The following is a 23,457-nucleotide window of genomic DNA, read 5'->3' on the forward strand; positions in this document are numbered from 1 at the left end:
TTATGTCGACAACCACACGGTCGGCTTCAAGGAGCTGAAGGAGCGGGCCGGCTCCCGCACGCCGGAATGGGCCGCGGAGATCACCGGCGTCCCGGCCGAGGACATCCGCAAGCTCGCTTACGAGATGGCCACCGAGCAGCCGGTAGGCATCCGCATGGGCGTGGCGCTGGAGCGGCACTACGGCGGCGGCCAGACCATCCGGGCGGTGACCTGCATCCCGGCGCTCACCGGCGCGTGGCGCCACGTCGGCGGTGGCGTCACACAGTTCGGCGTCTGGGAGCACCCGTACAAGTTCGACGTGATGTGCCGCCCCGACCTGATCCCGGAGGGCACCCGGGTCGTCTCGAACCTGCAGATCGGCCGCGCGCTCACCGGGGAGCTGCAGCTCGACCCGCCGATCATGTCGATGATGTGCTGGAACTCGAACCCGGTCACGCAGGCGCCCGAGACCGACAAGATCGTCGAGGGGCTGATGCGCGAGGACCTGTTCATGGTCTCGGCCGAGCACTTCATCTCGGACACGGCCTCCTACGCCGACATCTTGCTGCCGGCCACGATGGGCGCCGAGATGGAGGACATGATCCTGTCCTGGGGCCACCTCTATCTGACCTACAACACCAAGTGCGCCGAGGCCCCCGGCGAGGCGATCCCCAACAACGAGATCTTCCGGCAGCTCGCGGCCCGGCTCGGCTTCGAGGAGGAGAACTTCAAGTGGAGCGACACGGAGTGCCTGGAGCACTACGTCGACTGGTCGTCGCCGGCCTGCGAGGGCATCGATCTCGCCTACATGCGCGAGCACGGCTTCGCCCGGCTGAAGGTGGGCACGCCCGACGACCGCGCGCCGCACCGGGAGGGCAACTTCCCGACGCCGACCGGCAAGTGCATGCTGAAGGTCGAGGGCGCCACGAACTTCGTCGCGCCGCCGTTCCGGCAGATGTACGAGGGTTTCCAGCCCGGCGAGGCGCTCGATCCGCTGCCCGACTACCTCGGCCCGCGCGAGAGCCATACGAACGACCCGGAGCTGGCTAAGCGCTTCCCGCTGAACATCGTCTCGCCGAAGAGCCACTACTTCCTGAACTCCTGCTATGCGAACATGGAGGACAAGCAGAAGGGCCAGGGCGAGCAGTTCGTGATGATCAGCCAGCACGACGCCGAGGCTCGGGGCATCCGGGACGGCGACAGGGTGAAGGTCGGCAACGACCGCGGCGCCTTCAAGGGCGTGGCGCGGATCACCGACGACGTGAAGGCCGGGATCGTCGTGGCGACGCTCGGCTACTGGCGGCAGCTCAACGAGGGCACGGTGAACAGCATCTCGTCCGGCGCCTTCACCGACATGGGCCACGCACCCTCGTTCTCCGACAACCTCGTCGAGGTCTCAAGAGCGAACTAGCTGAACGGCCATCCGCGCCGGCATTCCCAGAGGGTGCTCGCGCGGATGGCATCCGCTACATGCGGCGCTTCCGGCAATGAAAGGGCGATCCAGGCATGGGCGGCATCACGACGGTAGCAAGGGCCTTCTTCGACGCCTGCGAGACGGGCGGGGGCTGGGAGGCATGCGAGCGATACTGCACTCCCGATGCGACCTTTTCGGCCCAGGCTGATGCCCTGGCCGGCGTGACCTCTCTGCGGGAATACACGGAGTGGATGAAGGGGCTCCTGACCTTCATTCCCGACGGTCGGTACGAGGTGCGATCCTTCGCGACCGACGAGGAGCGCCGGAACGTAGCGGCCTACGGAGTCTTTCATGGGACCCACACTGGCGAGGGCGGTCCATGCCCGCCTACGGGGAAGTCCACGTCGACCGACTATGTGTATGTCATGCAGTTCGAAGGTGATCGCATTGTCGGATTGACAAAGATCTGGAATGACGCCCGGGCCGTGAAAGAACTCGGCTGGGCTTAGCCACTTTTGCGGCGGGCCTCGCCTTTCACCGAGCATCGTGAAGAGGCCGCTAGATTTACGCACCAAAGCTCAGTCGAGGAATGGCAGCTTCCCGCGTCGCCGCTCCCATAAGCGGAACGGCCGAAAACCACCCCGAGCAGCCATTCCGCTACCGACCCAAGTAGGTCGTACCGCTGATCATCGGAGCGGCCGGAAAGCGGTCATAGGCCCACTCCCCATCCCCATGGTGTGGTCCCGGCTGAGATGCGTGACGATGACGAAGGCTGCCCCGAGCGTCTCCGGCACCCCGCGGAAGAAGCCCTGCATCGCTTCGATGCCGCCCGCGGACGCGCCGATGCCGACGATCGGAAAGTGGTCGTGGTCCATCACGATGTTCTGAGCCTTCGGATCGATGCAATGCCGTTCGTCGGGTCCCAGCATCCTGCGTTCTCGCCCGATGTCGAGGACGGCCGTGCGGATCAGCTGTCGTGCGTGGCCTCCTGCACGACGTAGGCGAGGCAGCGGGCCCGGGCCTCGGGGCTCTTCAGCCGCCCGAACAGCCGCAGCAGCGCCACCACTTCGGGGAGATGATCCAGGCCCGCCACGGCGGTTTCGATCTCCGGTGCCCGAGCCGGGTCGGCGGTCAGGAAGGTCGCCACCGGAACGCCCAGCGACCGGGCGATGCGGACCAGCGCACCGGGGTCGTCGTCCTGCGGATCGTCACCGTTCATCATGACCGTCCGCCGATCCCTCTGCCGCGTCGATCAATGCACAGCGATCCCGGCCGCCCGCGGTCCCATCACACCGGCGATGCGACGCCCGACATGATGGAGCACGTGACCGAGGAGCAGGCGGGTCTGGGTGTCGGGGTCGTCTTCCGCGGCCTCGTAGGCCTCGATGAGGGACGTCACCAATTGGTTCGACGGGCCTAGGTCGTCGTCCTTGCGACCTGCAGGCGGCTCTGCGGCGGACTGCTCGCGGGAGCGCCGAACGAGATCGCGCGAGGCCTGGAGCGTCTGCCGCGTCTCTTCGGCCGCCGCGCGCAACTCACGGGCAACCTCCAGGCACCGATCTGTTTGTAGGCGGTCCATAAGGAGCGCTCCGGTTTCCGTTGCATACCCGCACATAGACTACTTCTGTGCGGCGGCTCGGAACGTGCACGCAATTTGTAGATCTGGCAATCCAGAGATTAAATTCGACGGCGATTGGAAGGATCGAAGATCAGCACTCGCCGCAGGTTGGCGTTTTGAGCTTTTCGCAGAAACCAAGTAGACGCAGGTATCCGTGCTAAGTTCCTAGGTCTTCACTCAGTAAGCTACCAGAAAGTGGACCTTTCGGCCTGCCGCAAAGGGTCGTAAGCGGTCCCCACGGCTATGTCCGCTTCGATGCATCCGCTCCCTGGAAGCGGACGGGCAGGAAACCACCCCAAGCGGTCATTCGGCTTGCGACCCAACACTGCCATACAGAAGGCCGTCAACGCGCCCCGAAACCGGACGGTCATGGCCCCCGGTCGCAAACTTAAGCCGACAGAGCCATCGCCACATTGCTCTCCACCAATCGTTGCGGCCGTCCGACTAAGTAGCCCTGGATCGCGTCGCAACCGACATCGCGCATAAGCGCTAGCTGCGATGGCGTCTCTACGCCTTCCGCCTGGAGCGCGACATTCAACGCGCGAGCGATCTGCGTGATGCCTTTCAGCACAGCCAACGAGTGGCGATCCGTCTCCGCCGTGGCCACGAACGAACGATCCACCTTGATGCGGTCGAGCGGCAAGTCGCGCAGATGTGAGAGCGATGAGTAACCCGTGCCAAAATCATCCATCGCCACCGTCACACCGAGGCGGCGAATGGCGTTCAGGACCTTGGCTATCTGAGGTCCATCCTCGACGATCGCTGTTTCCGTGAGCTCGATCTCCAGCCGTTTGGCTGGCAGGCCACTCTTGGCTAGAGCCTGCGTGAGATCGGACAGAAGCTGCGGCGAGCGCAATTGAACCGGTGAAACGTTCACCGCCACGTAGACATCGCTTGGTAACTGAGCGGCCTGTCGGCAGGCCTCCCGCAACACCCAAGCCCCGATCGGGACGATCTGTCCGGTCTCCTCCGCCAACGGGATGAAACGGGCCGGGGAAACAGCCCCGAGTGTCGGGTGATCCCAACGGATCAATGCCTCATAGCCGATGATCCGATCGTCAACGAGTGAGATCACCGGCTGATAGGCCAGATGCATCTCCCAACGTTCAATCGCGGTTCGCATGTCCGTTTCAAGCTGAACCCGATCGGCGACGGTCTTCAGCATGTCGCGCGTGTAGCAGCTCGTTCTACCTCGACCCTGCCGCTTCGACTCGTATAGCGCGATGTCTGAGAACTGCATGAGTTCGATCGCATCGCGCGCATCATCCGTGCAGCACATGCCAATACTGCAGCCAATCGACACTGTGAGGTCATTGATCCCGTACGGGAGGGCAAGAGCCTCGATCACCTCGGTGGCGACAGCCATTGCCTGTGCCTGATCGCCGTAGACCAGCACCGCCATCTCGTCGCCGCCGAGCCGGGCTACGAACCCGTCCGATCCCGCGATCGTCTTCAGCCTATTGGCCACCTGTATCAGCAGCTGATCACCGACAACGTGACCGTATGTATCGTTAATCTGCTTGAAGCGATCGAGATCGATCAGCAGGAGCTTGACGACTCGCTTGGGTACAAAATCGCGATCCAAACGCGCATTCAAGGCGCGGCGATTGGCGAGCTTGGTCAGGGGATCGGAGAAGGCCAATTCCGCGATCCGGCGCTGTGCCGCGCGCTCTTTAGTGACGTCGTCGAAGGTAACGACATTACCACCTTCCTCGATCGGACGGATCTCGACCTGCAGAATGCGTCCGTCCTCAAGCGGATAGTCGATTTGCCTCGAGTTTTCGACGTTCCGCCATTCGTCAACACGCTGGCGCGCCGCTACGCGCCGGTCTGTGGTCCAATGATGGCAATTGCCGACAATGTCGATGATCTGGTCGATTGTTCTGCCTGTTAGGTCAACATCGACAGGAATGCCATAAATTTCAGTGTAACGCCGATTGTACAGGCGCACGCGCTCGGATGCGTCGAGATATAACAAGCCGTTCGACATATTGTCGAGTGCGGTTCTCAGGACCGAAGAATGGGCGCGCTCCTGGGCGTCGAAGCGTTGTGTTGCAATTATAGTCAGGAACGCCCCGAGGAAGAGTACAGCTGCCCCCGCAGTGGTGAAAATGCTGAGCACAATATTCTCGTGCGGGAAGCCGCTATAACCCTGAATGCGCGCTAGCGTCGTGCCAGCAATCGCGGCGAAGTGAGTACCAGTAACGGCGAGGGTGAAAAGAGCGCAGACTACCCGGGGGGTCGCCAAGCGTCGCGGCAGGCCACAAGCCAGCGCGAGGCTGCAGGCACCAATACCGGCAGCCAGAACGTTCATGAGCGGCGAATGTGTCTGTTGGCATCCTTCAATCGCGGCCATGCCGGCGTAGTGCATCCCAACGATGCCAAGCCCAGCAATCGCACCGGCCACAGCACGGATCCGCCACGATGGAAAAAGCCGAGCTACGGCCAACGGCAGGCCCGCAACCAAAATGGCGATCAGCGCCGAGACAATAGTTCTCATGTCGTCAAAGGTCAGCACCATGTCGGGCCGGTAGCCCAGCATGGCGACGAAATGAGTCGTCCAGACGCCCAAGCCGGCAACAACCGCCGTGCCCGCGATCCAGCGATATCGGTAAGCAGGATCGGCATCGCTGACCGTACGCATCAAAGTAGCGACTAGCCATCCAGCCGCGAGGCAGATGACAACGGCAGTAAAAACAAAGCCGAGTGCGTGGTCGGCAGCTAAGCGGGCAGCACCGTAGATCATAGCCCTCCTATAAGCGCTTGCACCTAAAATTCGAATGAAGGGACATGATGAAGATGCGGTTTAGATTGAGGCGGTGGTGTAGCGTTAAAAGAAAACAAGTCCCTGTGTCGCAACGCTCTGTCCTTGAAGAAATAAGTACTTTCTGTAGGCGCGACCTCTCAGAGAAAAGAGTTTCATGACCGCAACTTTCGGTAGACGGAGTGACACGACGCCGAGCGTCGGCCCGAAATATCACGCTTATTTGAGGGGAGAATAACCCGACAGGCCTCACGCCGCCCGCAAATCTTAAGGTTTTCAGGGCGGAGGATTGGTTGCTTGGCGGGCTACCTGTGAGGGCGGGCAGTCGGCCCAGGCTTACCTCTTCGTGCCCGTGCGGTTGCCCGATCCCCTGCGCTCCGGCAGGCGGTGACGCGGCGTTCGGGACGCCTCGTCCAGGACCGGATCATGCGCCTTCGTCTGAATGTCAAAGCGTCGCTCCTCGCCGCCTTCGGCCTCCTCGCGCTCCTGTGCGCCGGTCAAGCCGCTCTGATGTCCATCACGCTCTTGGGCATCCGGACCAACGTCACAGGCGTCGCCACGAACTGGCTCCCCTCTGTCGTGGCGATCACCAACATCCGCGCCGCCGCTTCGGAGGTCCGCATCAAGCAGTTGCGCACGCTGACCCTGTCCGGCAGTCCCGATCAGCGGGTCGAAAACGCGCGGCAGATCGACGAGGCCAGCGTGGCACTCGCCGCCGCCCGGAAGGCCTACGAGCCGCTGATCTCGTCGGCCGAGGAGCAGGCGCTCTACGCCGCGTTCGGCGCCACCTGGGAGCGCTACCAGACCGTCGGCCGCGAGGCGGTGCGCCGCGCAGAGGCGGGCAAGAGCGCCGACGGAATCCAACTCATGGCCGACCCGGCCAACATCGATCTGTATAATGCGGCCCGCGACACGCTGGCCAAGGACGTCGCTCTGAACGAGCGTGGCGCGCACGCGGATGCCGACAGCGCCATGGCGGCGACCCAGTCTGCGACCCTGGCGGCCTATCTCTTCATCGCGCTGAGCGTGCTGGCGGCCTGCGGCGCGACCGCGTTCGTGCTGCTGCGCGTGTCCCGCCCGATCCAGGCGATGACGGGCGCGATGACTATCCTAGCCGCGGGCGACACGGGCGGCGAGGTGCCCCACCACGCGCGCCGCGACGAGGTCGGCGCGATGGCGGCGGCCGTCCAAGTGTTCAAGGACAATCTGATCCGCACCCGGCAGCTGGAGGCGGAGACCGCGCAGGCGCGGCTGACCGCGGAGGAGCAGCGCAAGGCCGGCATGCGGCAGATGGCGGACAGCTTCGAGGCCGCGGTCGGCGGCATCATCGGCACGGTATCGTCCTCGGCGACCGAGTTACAGGCGACGGCCGGCGCGATGAGCGGCACCGCGGCCGAGACGGCCGCGCAATCGACCGCCGTCGCCGCCGCTGCGGAGGAAGCGGCCAGCAACGTCGGCACGGTCGCGGCCGCGGCGGAGGAGCTCGGTTCCTCCGTCCAGGAGATCGGTCGGCAGGTCGACGGCTCCGCGGCGATCGCGCGGCAGGCCGTGGCCGAGGCGGACCAGACCGGCGCGCTGGTGCTCGAACTGAGTGGGGCCGTCGAGCGGATCGGCGACGTGGTCGGGCTGATCTCTTCGATCGCCGGCCAGACCAATCTGCTGGCGCTTAACGCCACCATCGAGGCGGCACGGGCCGGCGAGGCCGGCAAGGGTTTTGCCGTGGTGGCGGCCGAGGTGAAGGAGCTGGCCGGCCAGACCGCCCGGGCGACCCAGGAGATCTCGGGTCAGATCGGTCGGATCCAGGCCTCGACCGGTCAGGCGGTTGCCGCGATCGGCGGCATCACGCAGCGGATCCGCGACATCAGCGCCACCGCCACCTCGATCGCCGCGGCGGTCGAGCAGCAGGGGGCGGCCACGCAGGAGATCGTGCGCAACGTCGCCCAGGCGGCGACCGGCACCGGCGAGGTGACGGGCAACATCGCCGGCGTGGCTAGCGCGGCGGAGGATACGGGTGCAGCCGCCCACCAAGTGCTCGGTGCGGCCTCGGAGCTGTCGCGCCAGTCCGAGCACCTGACGGCCGAGGTCGGCCGCTTTCTGGCGACCGTCCGCGCCGCCTAACACGAGCGGCGTGTTGCTTCCACCTAATGGGATGACTAACACCTCAGACGTCCGCTTCCACCTCCTACTCAAGCGGAAGCGGACCGTCCAACATCCACCCCAAACCGCCCTTCGGCTTCCGACCCAACCCAGTCATCCAATCTCGATTGTGCGGTCCCCAAAAGCGGACGCCCCTACAGCCAGCATTTCGGCGGGGGGGGGGGGATCATCGCAGACGCTGGGCCACGCGCCCCTGGCCGATAGTGCCAAGGGCAATGCCGGTCAGGATGATTGCAGCGGCAAGGACGAGGATGGGATCGAAAGCCTCGCGAAGGATGACCGTTGATAGCCCGATACCGAGAACCGGCGTCGCAAGGACACCGAGGGAGGCTGTCGCAGCCGGCACCCGGCGACCCACCACCGTCATTGCCCAGAAGCCCAGCGCGGTGCCGACCACGCCGTTATAGCCAAGCGCCAGAAGGGCAGGTGTGCTCACCCGGCCGGGATCGGGTGGCGCACCCTCGATGAGAAACGCGAGGGTCGTGAGCACCACCGCGGCCAGCAGGCACTGCCAGGGCATGAGTTGAAGCGGCGTCGCCACCCACCGGTGGGCACGGGTGTAGACGATGCTGACCGACCAGCAGAGGGCGGCGACGAGCAGCAATCCTTGGCCGAGGAGAGCCTGCCGGTTCCCCCAATCCAGGCTGGCAGGCCCGAAGAGCAGCAGCAGACCGGCGAGGCCGACGACGAGGCCAACCGTCTGCCGGGTCGAAATGCGTTCGCCGAGGAAAAGGAAGGCGGCAGGCGCCACCCAGAGAGGGGTCGTGTACCCGAGCACGATGGCCCGACCGGCAGGAACGAGCGCCAACCCTGCGGTCATGAACGCCGCGAAAGCGGTCATGTGGAACCGTCCGAGCACGCGCCCGAGGAGGTTGCCGAGGCTGTCGATCAGCAGGAACACGGCCAGCGCGAAGACGAGGGAGAGCAGGGTCGAGACGATCAGGCCGGCGATGACTGCCACCGCCATGGGCGCCCGAAACTCGCAGCCGACCCCGAATGCCATCGCGGACGGGACCATGCCTTCGATCGCCGGGTCGATGCGGACTTCCGCTCCCGCGATCGATGTCGTCATGTCCGGCGCAACTGAAGCGATGCACCGGGGCGGGTGGGCCGTCTGCGTTCTGCCCGTCCACGGGGGTGTTCGAGAGGCGCTCCGATCCGGCCGTACGCATCATCCCCGGCTCGGCGATCCCGTCGCCCCGCCGGCGTCCCTGTAGTCGGCCGTGACCGTGAAGGAGGGGCGGACCTCCTGCACGAGTCTGAGCTTGGGCAGACGCTCGAGCAGACGATTCTTCATGTCGGCGGGCAGCGGCATGTCCCGCAGAAGGTCCGGCCAACGATCCAGGGCCAGATCTACCGTTCGCCTAGCGTCCCTCAGCAGGATCCTCGGATTGATCTGGGTCAATCGCGCAGCGCCCTCGACCATGCTCAGACCCATGATGTACGGATTCTTCCTGTTGCCGAACTCGAGGGCCATCGTGTCGTCCCCGAACAGGAAGGTCGGTACCACGTCGTAGGCCGGAGTCAGCCTGGTCTCGCCATTCCGGTGCATCAGCGACCAGTTCTTGAGGTGCGCGTCGCCGTTCCCAAGCAGGATGTTGACCAGAACCCTCCTCATCGCTTCAAGGATCTGTCCGTTGCGGTCCGTCGAGAAGCGGCCGGCGATGTTGATCATCGTCTCATCGTTGCCCATGGTGTATTTGTCGTCGCCGATCCCGCCCATGATCTGAGCGAAATCCTCGATATGGATCCGGCGACCGTCCGGACCGCGGTCGAAGCGACGTACCGCGAGCGATCGGGCGCTTCCGGTCAGAAAGCGTTCGGGTATGCCGTCGACGGCGTCCGGGTCGACGAGCCACGCCTCGGCGACGTCCACGCCGGCCGCTCCCGCGAGGGTCAGGGCCGTGAACTCGGCCTCCGGGACGAAGGCATCCCTCCTCGACGGCGTCTTGAGTATGATCTCCCCGGTGCCGTCCTGCGTCGGCACGGTCAGACGCTCGCTCCTCTGCGTCACGGAGAACTTCAGCTGGATGCCTGCTAGGGAGAACCTGATCTTCGTTGTCGGCACATCGACCGCATCGGAGGCCGAGGCCGCCTGGACGCCGCTGGCTGCGCGATGCCGTGGGAATTCTCCGGCTTCCAGAACCGCGACGATGGCTCCCGGCAGATCGCCCCCGAGCTTCGTCAGCACATCGAAGTTGTCGTAGTCGCCGGCGCCGAGCTCCTTCTCGACGAGTTCCCGCAGCGCTCCCTCGGGCAGCAGGTTCTCGAAGAACGGCGGAAGCAGCGATCCCAGCATCACCTTGTCGGCCTTGCTGGCCAGACGGGCGAGGCTGTTCTCTTCGGTGGCTCCCTTCCAGGCGCAGCTCACGATCGGGCGGCCGGCGCCCAACGCGATGTAGGCCGGGTCCACGTTGAAGGTGATCACGCCGGCATTGTCGCGCACGAGACTCCCGACTCTGAGCTGCCGTCCCGGCTCGGTTGCGAGGAAGATCCCCAGGACGGCTGCCGAGTTACGGACGCGCATGGTCGTCCTCCTCGGTTCCGTCCTCGGGAGGTCGGACGAACAGTTCCTCGAAGGCGGACGGGACGTCTTGAGGGACGGGTGTCGTGTTCGGCGCGGAACCGGTGAGTGCCAGCACGGCGTCCAGCTTGTCCCTCGGGACAAACACCAGGGCGAGCCCCAGCGCTTCTCCGACCTCCGACAAGCTGTCCAGCGTGCTGTTCGCCTTGCCGGTCTCCATCTCGCTCAGTCGACCGGGATTGCGGCCCGTTCTGCGCGCGAGATCGAACAGACGCCAACCATGGTCGCGGCGGGCTGCCGACAACTGTCCGGCTAGCCGCCGGCGCGTGTCTTTTTCTCCCATACCGAAAAATCTCCCAGATTTTTCGGTATGGCGCAAAAACCTAAACTCGCCAACCGATTTTCGCTTTAGTGAAAAAATATCGGAATCTTTCGGTAGATGAGAAACTGGTTGGGCATCTCGATGGCCTCCCGAGCGGTCCCGAAGCGCCATGGCTTCGGCAGCAAGACATGAGCACAGGTGCCTCGAAGTCGTGCGCCGGCGTACTGCACCGTGTGCCGCAGGAGGAGCTTCAGGATGTGGAGGCGCTCGACAGGTCGCGTGCGGGCCTCGCAGTTGGGGGTCCTTGTCGGCGGGAGCGAAAGCTGCGCGCGAGTCCGGACTCCATGGGGCCGGGTTCAAGCCGCGGACGAGGCGCCTCTCGTCGTGGATGGTCGGCGCGGCGGCCAGTCGCCTGACCGGCGAACGCATCCGGAACGCGACGGTGCGGGCGCACCTCGCAGGTCTCACTCCGGAAGAACCGGACGTTGGACGAGGAACGGATCGAGCGGAGGCCAGCCGCGATGTAGATGCTGTTGCCGGCCATCATGGGCGCGATGGCGCCGCCGGAGGCGGAAGGGTCGTCGGGCTTCGACGACTTGGTGGATGCGATGTCCGACCTGACGGTCGCGGTGGCGGAGGTGGCTGACGAGGTCTCGAGGTGCTGCGCTCGACCGGCTACGGGCTGCAAGTTGGGCACGCCGCGCCGTGATCCGGCGGCACCTCGCCGCCCCGGATATGTCCCTCGACCGCTACCAAGCCGCCGCCGAACGCGCCCGGGCAGCCGCCGAACGTCCGGATAAGGTCACCGACGACCGTCGGAGGCGAGGCTTGGCACTTTGGGGCGACACCGACATCCGGGGCGTACCTGTTGTCCCGCGATCAGTTCTTCGAGCAGCCCGGGTGCGCCTCGTACGTTAGGGTGGGGGAGGCTTCAGGCTGTTCCATTGTCAAACAGCGTTGAACATTGACCCTGGATCGGCGTCGAACTTTGACCCCCTGGATGGGTATGGCGGGACGCCCCTGATCAGCCCCGCGAAGCGGGTCGGGGTGGCGCAGCCGGGCTGATCAGGGGTCCAGCCAGCGCGATGTGCGCGCCGGCCTCAGGCGCGGTTCTTGAAGCGCCAACTCTCGTTGCCGGTCTCGACGATCTCGCAGTGGTGGGTGAGCCGGTCGAGCAGCGCCGTGGTCATCTTGGCGTCGCCGGCGAACACGCTCGGCCATTCCCCGAAGGCGAGATTGGTGGTGACCACGATCGAGGTGGTCTCGTAGAGCTTGCTGATCAGGTGGAACAGGAGCTGGCCACCCGACTGCGCGAACGGCAGATAGCCGAGTTCGTCGAGCACCACGAGGTCGAGCCGGGCGAGATGGTCGGCGATGCGGCCCTGCCGGCCGGCCCGTGCCTCGGCTTCGAGCCGGTTGACGAGGTCGACGACGTTGTAGAACCGGCCCCGCGCGCCATCCCGGATGCAGGCCCGCGCGATGGCGATGGCGAGGTGGGTCTTGCCGGTGCCGGTGCCGCCGACGAGCACGACGTTGCGCTGATGCGCCAGGAACTCCCCGCCGGCGAGATCACGCACCAGCCCCTCGTTGATCGGAGTGCCGTCGAAGGCGAACTCGGCGATGTCCTTGGCCAGGGGCAGCTTGGCGATCGTCATCTGGTAGCGGATCGAGCGTGCCTGCTTCTCGGAGATCTCGGCCTGGAGCAGGTCGCCGACGATCTGCTGCGGCTCGTGGGTGCGCTTGAGCGCAATCTTGATGATCTCGTCGTAGGCTGCCTTCATCCCGAAGAGCTTCAGCTCGCCCATGGTGGCGAGGATGTGCTGGCGTTCCATCATAGGGCTCTCCTCAGGCTGTCGTAGCGGGCACAGTCGGCGACCGGCTCGTGGCGCAGCCGCAGGCTCTCGGGCGTCAGGATGGTGACGGGCGTGGTCGGCTCGCGCTGCCGGGCGAGGATGTTGAGGACGACGTCGGCCGAGTGGACGCCCTCGCGCAGGGCCTCGGCACAGGCCGCCTCGACGGCCGGCAACCCGTCGGCGAGCACGGCGGTGAGGATCTCCACCATCTGCCGGTCACCCCCGGCACTGCCGGCGAGCTTGCGTCGGACCCGGTCGAGGGCGGCAGGCAGCACCCAGTCCTTGAACGGTGCGCCGTTCCGGAGCGCGCCGGGTTTGCGGGCGAGCACGGGGACATAGTGCCAGGGATCGAACACGGTCTGATCCCGGCCGAAGGCGCGCTCGTGCTCGGCGACGGTGCGCCCGTCCTGCCGGATCTCGACGCGCTCGGCGTAGGCCCGCACCTCGACCGGTCGACCGATGGCCGAGGCCATGACCGAGTAGCGGTTGTTGTCGAAGCGCACGAGGCAGGTCGTGGACACCGAGGCGGTGATGGCGTGGAAGCCGTCGAAGCGACCGGCATAGGGAACGAGGGCTGCCCGCTCGGCCTCGAACCGCTCCCAGACGGTGCGTTCGCGCTCTTCGGGATGAGGATGCACCTTGGCGTAGGCGATCACCTGATCGAGCAGGAGCGCGTTCAGCTCCTCGTAGCTCTTCACCCGGACGCGCGGGGTGAAGAAGCGCTCGCGCACCAGCCCGACCTGGTTCTCGACCTGCCCCTTCTCCCAGCCCGAGGCCGGCGTGCAGGCGACCGGATCGACGAGGTAGTGCGAGCACATCTGTAGGAAGCGGCGGTTGTAGGCGCGCTCGCGCCCGACGAAGATCGTCTCCACCGCGGTCTTCATGTTGTCGTAGATGCCGCGCTGGCAGGTGCCTTGGAAGAACGCGAACGCCCGGTCGTGGGCGTCGAACACCATCTCCTGGCTCTCGCGCGGATAGGCCCGCACGAACAGCATGCGCGAGTGGCAGAGCCGGACGTGGGCGACCTTGACCGTGACGGTCGTGCCGCCGATCAGCACGATCTCGTGGCTCCAGTCGAACTGGTAGGCCTCGCCCGGAGCGAAGGTGAGCGGCACGAAGGCCTGCGCCGTGACCGAGGCCCGCTCGCGCTTCCAGGTTTTGGCATAGCGGCGAACGGCATCGTAGCCGCCCTCGTAGCCGAGCCCGCGCAGCGCCTCGTAGACCCGGATCAGCGTCAGCCGCTCGCGGCCAGATCTGCCGGCGTTGGTGGTCAGTATCCGATCGAGATCGTCGCGCCACGGCCCGAGCTTGGGCAGCGGCTGCACCTCACGCTCGTAGGCGAAGGCGGTGGCTCCCGACCGGATGACCTTCCGGACCGTGTTGCGGGAGACGTGCAGGTCGCGGACGATGTCCTTGATCGCGCGGCCGCGGGTGAAGAACTCGCGCCGGATGCGCGCAATCGTGTCCACGCCCTTCATCCCCCTACACCACCCTTCCGGCCGTACCGGAGGGCAGTCTGCGAGAACGAGGTTAGGGGGTCAGAATTGGACGCCGATCCCCCGCCTCACGGGGTCAAAGTTGCACGCCGAAACACACGCCAGGGCGAGGGACAGGAAGGCCGGAACGATCAATCCGTGTCGCATTCGATCACACCTCGTTCGAGCTCGCAGTTCGGGGTTGTTCGCCTTTTCGTGCCTGGGTCCGGGCAACGCCGCCCGGACTAGAGCCGCAGACCGCCCCCGACCTGCAGTAGTGGCAAGAATCGAAGCGGACTGGCGAACCAGACTACGGCTCGGCTGCCTTCGACGAAGTCGAGGTGGCGTTCAGCACGAGCCCTCGAAGCCATCGATGGCTCGCATCCGCGTCCAGGCGTGGATGCCACATCTGCGAGACCGTGATCCCAGCCAAGCTGAGTGGCAGCTCGAACATCGCGAACGGTGGCGCAAGGCTGGCTGCCGCGCGAGCGACGACGAACGATTGCGGCAGCAGCGCTACGAGGTCGGAGCCCGCGGCAACGGCTAGGGCTGCGGCGAAGCTCGGCACCACGACGATGACCTCGCGTGAGAGCCCAAGCCGAGCAAGGGCATCATCGACCGGGCCCGACCGGACACCGCGCCGCGAAGCGGCTACGTGCTCGCACGCACCGTAGCTTTCGGGCGTGATCGGCACTTCGAGCAACGGATGATCCCTGCGTACGACGCCGACGAACCGGTCGCGGAACAGGGCCTGGACGCGGATCTCCGGGCCGCTTGCGCCGAGCACGCCGATCTCCAGATCGACGGCGCCTTCGCGCAGGAGCCGCGCGTCCTTGTCGAACTTGGGCACGAAGTGCAGCCGCACTCCTGGCGCCGCGGCCCGGGCAATGGCAACCAGCCTCGCGCCGGCTACCTCCACAAAGCCGTCGTTGGCGCGGATCGCGAACGTCCGGGCGAGCGAACCGAGGTCGAGCGTCTCGCCGTCGGGCTGCAAGAGCGAAACGATGTCGTGGGTGGCTCGATGTACGCGGTCGCGCAGTGCTTCGGCGCGCGGTGTAAGCACGAGGCCACGTCCCGCTCGCACCAACAGGGGGTCGCCGGTCGTGGTGCGTAGTCGATCCAACGTACGGCTCATCGCGGACGGACTGAGGCCGATCTTGCGCGCAGCGCGGACCACGCTGGCTTCTGTCAGGAGCGCGTCGAGCGCGGGCAGAAGGCTGAGGTCGGGCATGGCCGAACGGGGCCCGGGTCTGCTCGCGTCATCGGGACTGCACATGGCGCATTAATCGAGTGCGTCCGCTGCGCGTTCCGCACTGTTTCACGGGGATCTATCTCGGACGCTCCAGGCTCCAGGCGCAAGGGAGGATGTGAGATGAGGTTGATCGCCGTCGAGGAGCACCTGCTTACCCCTGAGGTCAGGGCAGCTTGGGCCGACCCCACCTCGGCGCCAGACCCGGCCTCCGCCTTCGACGTCGGCGAGATCGGCCGGCGCCTGGAAGACCTTGGCGAGGAGCGCCTGCGATTGATGGACGAGGCCGGCGTCGACGTGCAGGTGTTGTCCCTCACCACGCCGGGGCTGCACAACCTCGCACCGGATCGGGCCGTGGAGTTGGCGCGGCGCATCAATGACCGCATCGCCGAGACGACGACGCAGCATCCCGGGCGATTCCAAGGTTTCGCGGCGCTGCCGACCTCCGTGCCGGACGAGGCGCCACGCGAGCTTGAGCGCGCCGTACGTGACCTCGGCCTCAAGGGTACAATGCTCTGCGGTCGCACCCGTGAGCGTAACCTTGACCATCAGGACTTCCGGCCGCTTCTGGAGCACGCGGCGGCGCTCGGCGTGCCGCTGTTCATCCACCCGCAGGTACCGCAGCGGGCGGTGTGCGAGGCACTCTACGCCGGCATCTCGCCACAGGTTGATCTGGCGCTGTCGGCCTACGGGCTCGGTTGGCACTACGAGGCCGGGGTGCAGTTCGTGCGCCTCGTCGCGGCCGGCGTGTTCGACCGCTTGCCGGGCCTACAGGTCATCCTCGGTCATTGGGGCGAGGTGGTGCTGTTCTACATCGAGCGGCTCGCCGCCCTCGACCGCGCGGCAGGGCTGCAGCGGCGCCTCGCCGAGGTAGTGCGCGAGAACCTCTACATCACCGCGAGCGGAATGTTCAGCGAGGCGTACCTCCGGCGCTGCTTCGAGATCGTTGGCCCGGACCGCCTGCTGTTCTCCACCGACTACCCCTACCAGTATCGTTCCGGGCGGGAGGCGCGCGGCTTCCTTGATCGCGTGCCGCTCAATGAGACGGATCGGGCGAAGTTTGCACACGGGAACTGGGAGCGGCTAACCGGATCGAGCTGAGGTTGCAGCTATCCATCATCGAAGCGACCAGCTTGTGAGCAGCCATCCTAAACGCCGTGGAAGGGTCGTGGACCGGCGCGACGCGGCGTCTGCTTCTGCCGATCCCAACCAGGAAGCGGACCGTCTCAAATGGGTGGATTTCGGCCGGTCCGCTTTCCGGCGGGCGACCCATCCGAGCGGACGTATCGATGCGCCCGCCTACGTCTCTCCACGGGCCCGTTGATGGTTCGTCTCCTGGCTCGTATCGACTGGGAGGCGTCCGACGACCGACTAGTTCGCTCGAAGGGTACGTCGCGCCACGAGGCCGAGGGTCGAGCCCTGTACGACGATGGTGAACAGCACCACGGCGTAGGTCGCCGCGAGGATGGCCGGCTTGGCATCGCTTTCCGGGATCGAGAGTGCCAGCGCCACCGAGATGCCGCCGCGCACCCCCGCCCATGTCAGAAACGGCACGTTGCCGAGCGAGAGGTTGCCGCCCCAGCGGAACAGCAGGACCGGTGTCGAGACCGCGACGAGGCGGGCGACCAGCACGATGGGCGCGGCGCAGGCGGCCAGGGCCAGGCCGGCGACCTGGAAGCGCAGGACGAGTACCTCCAGGCCGATCAGGAGGAACAGCACCGAGTTCAGGACCTCGTCGATGAGCGTCCACAGGGCGGAGACGTACTTTTGGGTGGTGTCGCTCATCGCGTAACGCGGTGCGCGCTCGCCGATCAGCAGCCCGGCGGCCACCACCGCGAGCGGCCCGCTCGCCCCGAGCTTCTGCGCGATGGCGTAGGTGCCGGTCACAAGGGCCAGGGTGATCAGAACCTCCACAGGGAAGTCGTCGATGGCCTTCATCGCGCGGTAGGCAACGTAGCCGGTGACGACGCCGAGCAGCACGCCGCCCCCGGCCTCGTGCACGAGCAGCGTCGCTACTCCACCCGCGCTCGTCGCCTCGCCACCCTTGCCGGACGCAAGGGCGACGAGCACCGTGAACAACACGATGCCAATGCCGTCGTTGAACAGCGCCTCGCCCTGCATCTCGACTTCGAGGGCTTCCGGCACCTCCACGTTCTTCAGGGTGGCCAGCACCGCGACGGGGTCGGTCGGGCTGATCAGCGCGCCGAACACCAGGGCCCAGGCCAGCGGCACCGGGGTTCCGAGCGCCTGCCCCGCCGCCCAGAACGTGCCGCCGACCAATGCGGTCGAGATGACGGTCCCGAGCAAAGCGAGGGTCGCCACCGCCATGGCCCGCTCCCGGAGCGCCCGGAGGTCGAGGTTCATCGCCCCGGCGAACAGCAGGAAGGCCAGCATGCCGTTCATGACGACGCCGGTGAAGTCGACTTGGTCAAGGACGCGGGTGAGGTCCTGGTAGAGGTGCTGAGCCGGGAAGGCGACGTCGGCGAGCACCAGGGCGAGCGAGGCGAGGAGGCCCATCACGAGCAGGCCGATGCTGTGCGGCATGCGCAGGAAGCGGCGGTTCAGCCAGCCGAACAGCGCCGACAGCGTCAGCAGCATCGCCGCGAGGTCGAAGATCGAGATCAAGGGCCGTCCTTCCCGCCAGCGGTCATCCGGAACGCCCCATCGTGCCGGTCGTTGCCGGGCTCGGAAGGGATCGGTCCGTAACGATGAGCGCGCGCGTCAAAGCCTGGCTGGAAATCCTCGGCGACATGTTCTGGCTTCGGCCGGCCCTCGTCGTTCTCGGCTGCATCCTGGTAGCTCAGTTCGGGGTCTGGCTGGAGACGGCCCACGTCGCCGGCTTCGATCCCTCCTCGCCGGACACGAACTGGGGTTATTCCGGCGGGGCCGAGGGCGCGCGGGCGCTCCTCAGCGCCATCGCCTCCTCGAACATCGGGGTCGCCGGCACGACCTTCTCCATCACCATAGCCGCCCTGACCCTGGCCTCCGGGCAGATGGGTCCCCGACTCCTGCGCAACTTCATCCGAGACGGCCGTAACCAGACGGTGCTCGGTATCTTCCTCGGGACCTTCGCCTACGCGCTCATGGTCCTGCGCACGGTGCGGACGGTGGAGGAGGACCCGTTCGTCCCGCACATCGCGATCACCGGCGCCCTCGTCCTGGCGCTGGTCGCGGTTGGCACGCTGGTCTGGTTCGTCCACCACATCGCCACGAGCATCAACATCGAGACCGTGGTCGACGCCGTCCAGCAGGACCTCTGCCGGGCCATCGCGACCCATTCCTGTGACGAGCCGGGGGCTGCCCGCCCCGGCGACGCGCCAATAGGAAGGGCCGTGTCCGCGACCGGCGGCGGCTACGTCCAGGCCCTCGACGAGGACGCCTTAGCGGACTGGGCCCAGGAGCACGGGGTCACGGTCATCCTGCGGGTGCGGCCCGGCGACTATGTGCCGAGCGGTTTCCCCATCGCGTTCTTGTCGAGCGAGATTGAGGGTGCCAAGGCCGCCGTCCTCGACGCGGTGACGCTGGGCCGCCGCCCCGCCGCGCTCCAGGACCCGGAATACTCGGTGCGGCAGTTGGTCGAGATCGCGGTCCGCGCGCTTTCCCCCGGCATCAACGACCCGTTCACCGCCGGCAGCGTGGTCGACCATCTCGGCGACGCCCTGTGCCGGATCGCGCCGCGGCACCTGCCGACTGGCGTGGTTCTACGCGAGGGCCGCGCCGTGCTCGTCCATCCGGTCACGGACTACGACGGGCTGTGCGATGCCATGTTCCACATGATCCGGCAGAACGCGGCCGGCTCGGTCCACGTGCTTGGCCGGATGCTCGACGTGCTTGCCCGCGTCGCGGAGGTCGAGAGGCGGCCCGACCGGGCGGCGGAACTCTCCCGCCATGCCGACCTCGTCGTCGCCGCGGCCCGCCGCGACGTGGCTGACCCGTCTGACCTTGCAGACCTGGAGGACCGCTACCGGCGCTTCCGCGACGTCGCCTCGGACGGCTAGTATGCCCCCTCGTCGGGGATGTTCAGGATGTTGCCGCACGCTTTGCAGTGGACAGCGTCCGGCTCGTGGCGTTGCAACCCACACGCGGTGCAGGGGAAGCGCACTTTGTAGGGTCGGAACACCACCTGCGCGAGGCGGAAGAACAGCGTTACGCCGCAGATCATCACGAAGACCGACAGCAGCCGGCCGGTCGGCCCGGGCAGGGTGATGTCGCCGTAGCCCGTCGTCGTGAGCGACGTCACGGTGAAGTACAGGGCATCGACCGGCGTCTGTATGGCCGGATTGGAGCCGTGCTGGGTGGCGTAGACGATGCCCGTCATCGTGAACACGAACACCACGAGGTTGGTCGCCGCCAAGATCGCGTCCTCGTTGCGGCGAAACAGCCCGCTGTCCTGCCGCAACCGTTCCAGCAGGTGGTAGGTGCGCAGCATGCGCAGCGTCCGCAGGATGCGTAAGAAGCCAACGCCCTCGACCAGCAGCGGGGCCAGGAACGAGGCAACCGCCACGAGGTCCGTCCAGGTGCTGAGGTGCCGGAACTCGCGCAACGGCGCGCGGCTGACGAGCAGGCGGGCGGCGAAGTCGAGGAGCACGCACAGGCCGACCGCCACGTCGCAGGCAACAATCCAGGGGCTCAGCGGCAGGAACGAGGTGACGACCACGAAGGCGATGGTCGCCACATCGAACACGAGCAGGGTGTAGCGGAAGCGGTGTGCGCGCTCCGTCTCCCCTTCGTAGAGTTCGCGCAGCGTCGCGGTGAACGTCGTCATCGGTCTTCGGTTCGCACTGGGGCGGTGTCAGCAATCCCGCGTCATGCCGTACCCGGCCATGGCGCCTTCGGCATCACCCGACAGCCACGACAGCAGCATCAGCACCCCCATCCCGAGGAGCAGGACCCCGGTGAGGGCGAGGATGAGGTCGGAGAGACGGCCCTCGATGGCGCCGGGACGACGCCGCGGGAACTGACGAGGCATGATGCTTCACCTGGTTCTGGGATGTCGATTGGGGCGCCGCGCCCCGATGGAGCGCGGCTGGTCGCGGCTCAGCGGCCGGCCGGGCGGGCCGGGGCGAACCGCAGCACCAGCGCCCCGGCGGCCATGCAGGCGAGCGAGCCGATCAGCACGCCGACCTTGGTCTCGGCCTCAAGCTCCGGCGCGTTTGCGAAGGCGAGCAGGCCGATGAACAGGCTCATGGTGAAGCCGACGCCGCACAGGAGCGAGACCCCGTAGACTTGCCACCACCCGGCATGGGCCGGGCGCTGCGCCAGACCGAGCTTCACGGCGGCGATGACGAGGCCGAACACGCCGATCTGCTTGCCCACGAACAGACCGAGCGCCACGCCGAGCGTCACCGGGTCGAGGAGCATCCGCGGCGTGATCCCCGCCAGGGACACGCCTGCATTGGCGAAGCCGAAGACTGGCAGGATGAAGTAGGCCGACCAGGGATGGACGGCGTGCTCCAGGATGTGCAGCGGCGAGGTCGGATCGTCCGGCTTGCCGGCGCTGAGGCGCAGGGGAATGGTCAGGGCCAGCAGCACGCCGGCAATGGTCGCGTGGATGCCCGAGGCGAGCACGAACACCCAGAGGACGATGCCGAGGAGGAGGTAGGGCCACAGGCGCGCCACGCCGGCCTTGTTGAGCCCGTAGAGCACGGCGAGCGTCGCCGCGGACCCGCTCAGCATCGGGAGCGACAGGTCGGCGGTGTAGAACAGGGCGATGATCAGCACGGCGCCGAGATCGTCGATGATGGCGAGCGCCGTCAGGAAGATCTTGAGGGAGACCGGAACCCGGGACCCAAGCAGCGCCAGGACGCCCAAGGCGAAGGCGATGTCGGTGGCGGCGGGGATGGCCCAGCCGCGCAGCGTCTCGGGCGAGGTCCAGTTGACCGCGGCATAGACGAGGGCCGGTGCGGCCATGCCGCCCAGCGCGGCGAGCCCCGGCAACACCCGGTCGGGCCATGTGCGCAGGCGCCCGTCGAGCCCTTCGCGCTTGATCTCCAGTCCGACGAGCAGGAAGAACACCGCCATCAGGGCGTCGTTGATCCAGTGCAGGACCGAGAGCGGGCCGAGATGGGTCTTGAGCGCGGCGAAGTAGGCATCCGCCCACGGCGAGTTGGCCACGGCGAGCGCCAGCGCGGCGCTGGCCATCAGGACGAGGCCGCCGCCGGCCTCGCTGACCAGGATGTCGCGAAGCGCCGACACGGGGCGGCGACGCCGCGGAACGGCGTGGGAATGGGACGGCACGGGCACGGGTCTCCCGCGCTGGCGGCCCGACCAGCGCTCGACCTGCCGGCCCGACTAGACGGACCGCGCACCCTGCTGGGCCTATCGCATTGAAAGCGATTGGGCTCAACCCGTGCTTATGTGTCTCGCCGGCAGCGAAGGACCTTAGAAGCAACCTTCTAACGAGCGCTTCCTGGGAGAAACAAAGGTCGAAAGTCAGCCTTCCAGCGATTGTGGGCTTCGTCTGCTTTGGGGATCCCGGCTGCGGGCATTTAATGGCCGTGTCGGGTCGAAACCGGAATGGCCGCCTGGGGTGATTTTCTACCGGTCCGCTTTCTGGCGTCATGGTGCGCGAAGCGGACACCCGGGTGTGCTCGATTTCGACGAACACCCGGGTGTCCGCTTCGTTCTCAGCACAGGCTGATCAAAGGGCTGCTATCCAAAAACAAACGCCACGTAGGGCGCTTGTTTGTCGCTCGGCCGATCGGTCGCGCTCTCAGTTCGCCCGGGCAACCTCGACGAGGTTGTCCGAGAAGGACGGCGCGTGGCCCATGTCGGTGAAAGCACCCGACGAGATGCTGTTGACCGTGCCCTCGTTGAGCTGACGCCAGTAGCCCAGCGTCGCGACCACGATGCCCGCCTTCACGTCGTCGGTGATGTGCGCCACGCCCTTGAACGCGCCGCGGTCGTTGGCGACCTGCACCTTGTCGCCATCCCGGATGCCGCGGGCGTCGGCATCGGCCTGGCTGATCATCACGAACTGCTCGCCCTGGCCCTTCTGCTTGTCCTCCATGTTCGCGTAGCAGGAGTTGAGGAAGTAATGGCTCTTGGGCGAGACGATGTTCAGCGGGAAGCGCTTCGCCAACTCCGGGTCGTTCGTGTGGGACTCGCGCGGGCCGAGATAGTCCGGCAGCGGGTCGAGTGCCTCGCCCGGCTGGAAGCCCTCGTACATCTGCCGGAACGGCGGCGCGACGAAGTTGGTGGCGCCCTCAACCTTGAGCATGCACTTGCCGGTCGGCGTCGGGAAGTTGCCGTCCCGGTGCGGAGCGCGGTCGTCCGGCGTGCCGACCTTCAGCCGGGCGAAGCCGTGCTCGCGCATGTAGGCGAGGTCGATGCCCTCGCAGGCCGGCGACGACCAATCGACGTAGTGCTCGAGGCACTCGCTGTCGCTCCACTTGAAGTTCTCTTCCTCGAAGCCGAGCCGGGCCGCGAGCTGGCGGAAGATCTCGTTGTTCGGGATCGCCTCGCCGGGCGCGTCCGCACACTTGGTGTTGTAGGTCAGGTAGAGGTGGCCCCAGGAGAGGATCATGTCCTCCATCTCCGCGCCCATCGTGGCCGGCAGCAGGATGTCGGCGTAGGAGGCCGTGTCTGAAATGAAGTGCTCGGCCGAGACCATGAACAGGTCCTCCCGCATCAGCCCCTCGACGATCTTGTCGGTCTCGGGCGCCTGCGTGACGGGGTTCGAGTTCCAGCACATCATCGACATGATCGGCGGGTCGAGTTGCATCTCCCCGGTGAGCGCGCGGCCGATTTGGAGGTTCGAGACGACGCGGGTGCCCTCCGGGATCAGGTCGGGCCGGCACATGACGTCGAACTTGTAGGGGTGTTCCCAGACACCGAACTGGGTGACGCCGCCGCCGACATGGCGCCAGGCGCCGGTCAGCGCCGGGATGCAGGTCACCGCCCGGATAGTCTGGCCGCCGCCGTAGTGCCGTTCCAGCGCTACGCCCATGCGGATGCCTACCGGCTGCTCGGTGGCCATCTCGTAAGCGAGCTTGCGGATGTCCTCGGCCGGGACGCCGGTGATCTCCGCGGCCCATTCCGGCGTGCGGGGGCCGGCCCGCTCCTTCAGCTCCTTGAAGCCGACCGTGTGGTTGTCGACATAG

The 23,457-nt window shown here is 66.6% G+C and carries 20 protein-coding genes; 5 read left to right on the forward strand and 15 right to left on the reverse strand.

All coding sequences use genetic code 11. The annotated features are described in order from the left end of the window. Nucleotides 1-1,390: molybdopterin dinucleotide binding domain-containing protein (locus AO398_RS23125; RefSeq protein ID WP_152997625.1), on the forward strand; the 1,390-nt coding region annotated here is incomplete at its 5' end. Nucleotides 1,391-1,485: 95 nt separating this feature from the next. Further along, the gene (locus AO398_RS23130) at nt 1,486-1,902 is read left to right on the forward strand and encodes an ester cyclase (protein WP_058194529.1); all 417 of its coding nucleotides are present in this window, start codon (nt 1,486-1,488) and stop codon (nt 1,900-1,902) included. Between the two features lie 177 nt (nt 1,903-2,079). On the opposite strand, the gene AO398_RS23135 is transcribed toward AO398_RS23130, so the two are convergent. From AO398_RS23135 to AO398_RS23150, 4 genes are all read right to left on the reverse strand, one after another. Next, the gene (locus tag AO398_RS23135; protein ID WP_058194530.1) at nt 2,080-2,322 is read right to left on the reverse strand and encodes a chemotaxis protein CheB; all 243 of its coding nucleotides are present in this window, start codon (nt 2,320-2,322) and stop codon (nt 2,080-2,082) included. Between the two features lie 38 nt (nt 2,323-2,360). Next, the gene (locus AO398_RS23140; RefSeq protein WP_244498868.1) at nt 2,361-2,615 is read right to left on the reverse strand and encodes a hypothetical protein; all 255 of its coding nucleotides are present in this window, start codon (nt 2,613-2,615) and stop codon (nt 2,361-2,363) included. Between the two features lie 30 nt (nt 2,616-2,645). After that, nucleotides 2,646-2,972, reverse strand: coding sequence for a hypothetical protein (locus tag AO398_RS23145; RefSeq protein ID WP_058194531.1), 327 nt, complete (start codon nt 2,970-2,972; stop codon nt 2,646-2,648). 427 nt (nt 2,973-3,399) lie between these two features. Beyond that, nucleotides 3,400-5,757, reverse strand: a complete 2,358-nt coding sequence (locus AO398_RS23150) for an EAL domain-containing protein (protein WP_058194532.1) — start codon at nt 5,755-5,757, stop codon at nt 3,400-3,402. 444 nt (nt 5,758-6,201) lie between these two features. Here AO398_RS23150 and AO398_RS23155 point away from each other — a divergent pair, with 444 nt between their 5' ends. Beyond that, the gene (locus AO398_RS23155) at nt 6,202-7,893 is read left to right on the forward strand and encodes a methyl-accepting chemotaxis protein (protein WP_058194545.1); all 1,692 of its coding nucleotides are present in this window, start codon (nt 6,202-6,204) and stop codon (nt 7,891-7,893) included. A 205-nt stretch (nt 7,894-8,098) separates the two neighbouring features. On the opposite strand, the gene AO398_RS29750 is transcribed toward AO398_RS23155, so the two are convergent. From AO398_RS29750 to AO398_RS23185, 6 genes are all read right to left on the reverse strand, one after another. Beyond that, nucleotides 8,099-9,004 (reverse strand): DMT family transporter, encoded by a 906-nt coding sequence (locus AO398_RS29750; RefSeq protein ID WP_058194533.1) that lies wholly within the window; start codon nt 9,002-9,004, stop codon nt 8,099-8,101. 99 nt (nt 9,005-9,103) lie between these two features. After that, nucleotides 9,104-10,459, reverse strand: coding sequence for a type II toxin-antitoxin system HipA family toxin (locus tag AO398_RS23165; RefSeq protein WP_058194534.1), 1,356 nt, complete (start codon nt 10,457-10,459; stop codon nt 9,104-9,106). Next, nucleotides 10,446-10,799: a helix-turn-helix transcriptional regulator gene (locus AO398_RS23170; protein WP_152997626.1), complete on the reverse strand. Its 354-nt coding sequence runs from the start codon at nt 10,797-10,799 to the stop codon at nt 10,446-10,448. The genes AO398_RS23165 and AO398_RS23170 overlap by 14 nt, the downstream gene beginning before the upstream one ends. 1,079 nt (nt 10,800-11,878) lie before the next feature. Further along, on the reverse strand, nt 11,879-12,613 hold the full coding sequence (gene istB, locus AO398_RS23175) for an IS21-like element helper ATPase IstB (protein WP_280139148.1): 735 nt from the start codon (nt 12,611-12,613) through the stop codon (nt 11,879-11,881). Further along, entirely contained in the window at nt 12,610-14,109 is a 1,500-nt protein-coding gene (gene istA, locus AO398_RS23180; RefSeq protein ID WP_058194537.1) for an IS21 family transposase, read from the reverse strand. Before istA ends, istB begins: the two co-directional genes overlap by 4 nt. 307 nt (nt 14,110-14,416) lie before the next feature. Continuing rightward, nucleotides 14,417-15,337 carry a LysR family transcriptional regulator gene (locus tag AO398_RS23185; RefSeq protein ID WP_058194538.1) on the reverse strand — a complete coding sequence of 307 codons (921 nt, stop codon included), beginning with the start codon at nt 15,335-15,337 and terminating at the stop codon, nt 14,417-14,419. Nucleotides 15,338-15,478: 141 nt separating this feature from the next. Between AO398_RS23185 and AO398_RS23190 the strand changes: the two genes are divergently transcribed. Next, the gene (locus AO398_RS23190; RefSeq protein WP_058194539.1) at nt 15,479-16,456 is read left to right on the forward strand and encodes an amidohydrolase family protein; all 978 of its coding nucleotides are present in this window, start codon (nt 15,479-15,481) and stop codon (nt 16,454-16,456) included. Nucleotides 16,457-16,726: 270 nt separating this feature from the next. Here the strand turns inward: AO398_RS23190 and AO398_RS23195 are convergent, their stop codons facing one another. Further along, entirely contained in the window at nt 16,727-17,980 is a 1,254-nt protein-coding gene (locus tag AO398_RS23195) for a sodium:proton antiporter (RefSeq protein WP_058194540.1), read from the reverse strand. 83 nt (nt 17,981-18,063) lie between these two features. Between AO398_RS23195 and AO398_RS23200 the strand changes: the two genes are divergently transcribed. Beyond that, the gene (locus AO398_RS23200) at nt 18,064-19,353 is read left to right on the forward strand and encodes a DUF2254 domain-containing protein (RefSeq protein WP_058194541.1); all 1,290 of its coding nucleotides are present in this window, start codon (nt 18,064-18,066) and stop codon (nt 19,351-19,353) included. On the opposite strand, the gene AO398_RS23205 is transcribed toward AO398_RS23200, so the two are convergent. From AO398_RS23205 to AO398_RS23215, 4 genes are all read right to left on the reverse strand, one after another. After that, the gene (locus AO398_RS23205) at nt 19,350-20,120 is read right to left on the reverse strand and encodes a potassium channel family protein (RefSeq protein WP_058194542.1); all 771 of its coding nucleotides are present in this window, start codon (nt 20,118-20,120) and stop codon (nt 19,350-19,352) included. The genes AO398_RS23200 and AO398_RS23205 overlap by 4 nt on opposite strands. A gap of 27 nt (nt 20,121-20,147) precedes the next feature. Beyond that, nucleotides 20,148-20,324 (reverse strand): hypothetical protein, encoded by a 177-nt coding sequence (locus tag AO398_RS29140; protein ID WP_201025814.1) that lies wholly within the window; start codon nt 20,322-20,324, stop codon nt 20,148-20,150. 68 nt (nt 20,325-20,392) lie between these two features. Continuing rightward, nucleotides 20,393-21,592, reverse strand: a complete 1,200-nt coding sequence (gene nhaA / locus AO398_RS23210) for a Na+/H+ antiporter NhaA (protein ID WP_058194543.1) — start codon at nt 21,590-21,592, stop codon at nt 20,393-20,395. Between the two features lie 475 nt (nt 21,593-22,067). Continuing rightward, nucleotides 22,068-23,457 (reverse strand): molybdopterin dinucleotide binding domain-containing protein (locus AO398_RS23215; protein ID WP_152997627.1); only part of this gene is annotated, 1,390 nt, incomplete at its 5' end.

Source organism: Methylobacterium sp. GXS13, from assembly GCF_001455965.1.
GTDB lineage: Bacteria > Pseudomonadota > Alphaproteobacteria > Rhizobiales > Beijerinckiaceae > Methylobacterium.

Excerpts from the sequence above, each read along its gene's own strand:
- AO398_RS23130 (WP_058194529.1), top strand. The coding sequence starts at position 1,486 with ATGGGCGGCATCACGACGGTAGCAAGGGCCTTCTTCGACGCCTGCGAG.
- AO398_RS23135 (WP_058194530.1), bottom strand. The coding sequence starts at position 2,322 with ATGCTGGGACCCGACGAACGGCATTGCATCGATCCGAAGGCTCAGAAC.
- AO398_RS23140 (WP_244498868.1), bottom strand. The coding sequence starts at position 2,615 with ATGATGAACGGTGACGATCCGCAGGACGACGACCCCGGTGCGCTGGTC.
- AO398_RS23145 (WP_058194531.1), bottom strand. The coding sequence starts at position 2,972 with ATGGACCGCCTACAAACAGATCGGTGCCTGGAGGTTGCCCGTGAGTTG.
- AO398_RS23150 (WP_058194532.1), bottom strand. The coding sequence starts at position 5,757 with ATGATCTACGGTGCTGCCCGCTTAGCTGCCGACCACGCACTCGGCTTT.
- AO398_RS23155 (WP_058194545.1), top strand. The coding sequence starts at position 6,202 with ATGCGCCTTCGTCTGAATGTCAAAGCGTCGCTCCTCGCCGCCTTCGGC.
- AO398_RS29750 (WP_058194533.1), bottom strand. The coding sequence starts at position 9,004 with ATGACGACATCGATCGCGGGAGCGGAAGTCCGCATCGACCCGGCGATC.
- AO398_RS23165 (WP_058194534.1), bottom strand. The coding sequence starts at position 10,459 with ATGCGCGTCCGTAACTCGGCAGCCGTCCTGGGGATCTTCCTCGCAACC.
- AO398_RS23170 (WP_152997626.1), bottom strand. The coding sequence starts at position 10,799 with ATGGGAGAAAAAGACACGCGCCGGCGGCTAGCCGGACAGTTGTCGGCA.
- istB (WP_280139148.1), bottom strand. The coding sequence starts at position 12,613 with ATGATGGAACGCCAGCACATCCTCGCCACCATGGGCGAGCTGAAGCTC.
- istA (WP_058194537.1), bottom strand. The coding sequence starts at position 14,109 with ATGAAGGGCGTGGACACGATTGCGCGCATCCGGCGCGAGTTCTTCACC.
- AO398_RS23185 (WP_058194538.1), bottom strand. The coding sequence starts at position 15,337 with ATGCCCGACCTCAGCCTTCTGCCCGCGCTCGACGCGCTCCTGACAGAA.
- AO398_RS23190 (WP_058194539.1), top strand. The coding sequence starts at position 15,479 with ATGAGGTTGATCGCCGTCGAGGAGCACCTGCTTACCCCTGAGGTCAGG.
- AO398_RS23200 (WP_058194541.1), top strand. The coding sequence starts at position 18,064 with ATGAGCGCGCGCGTCAAAGCCTGGCTGGAAATCCTCGGCGACATGTTC.
- AO398_RS23205 (WP_058194542.1), bottom strand. The coding sequence starts at position 20,120 with ATGACGACGTTCACCGCGACGCTGCGCGAACTCTACGAAGGGGAGACG.
- AO398_RS29140 (WP_201025814.1), bottom strand. The coding sequence starts at position 20,324 with ATGCCTCGTCAGTTCCCGCGGCGTCGTCCCGGCGCCATCGAGGGCCGT.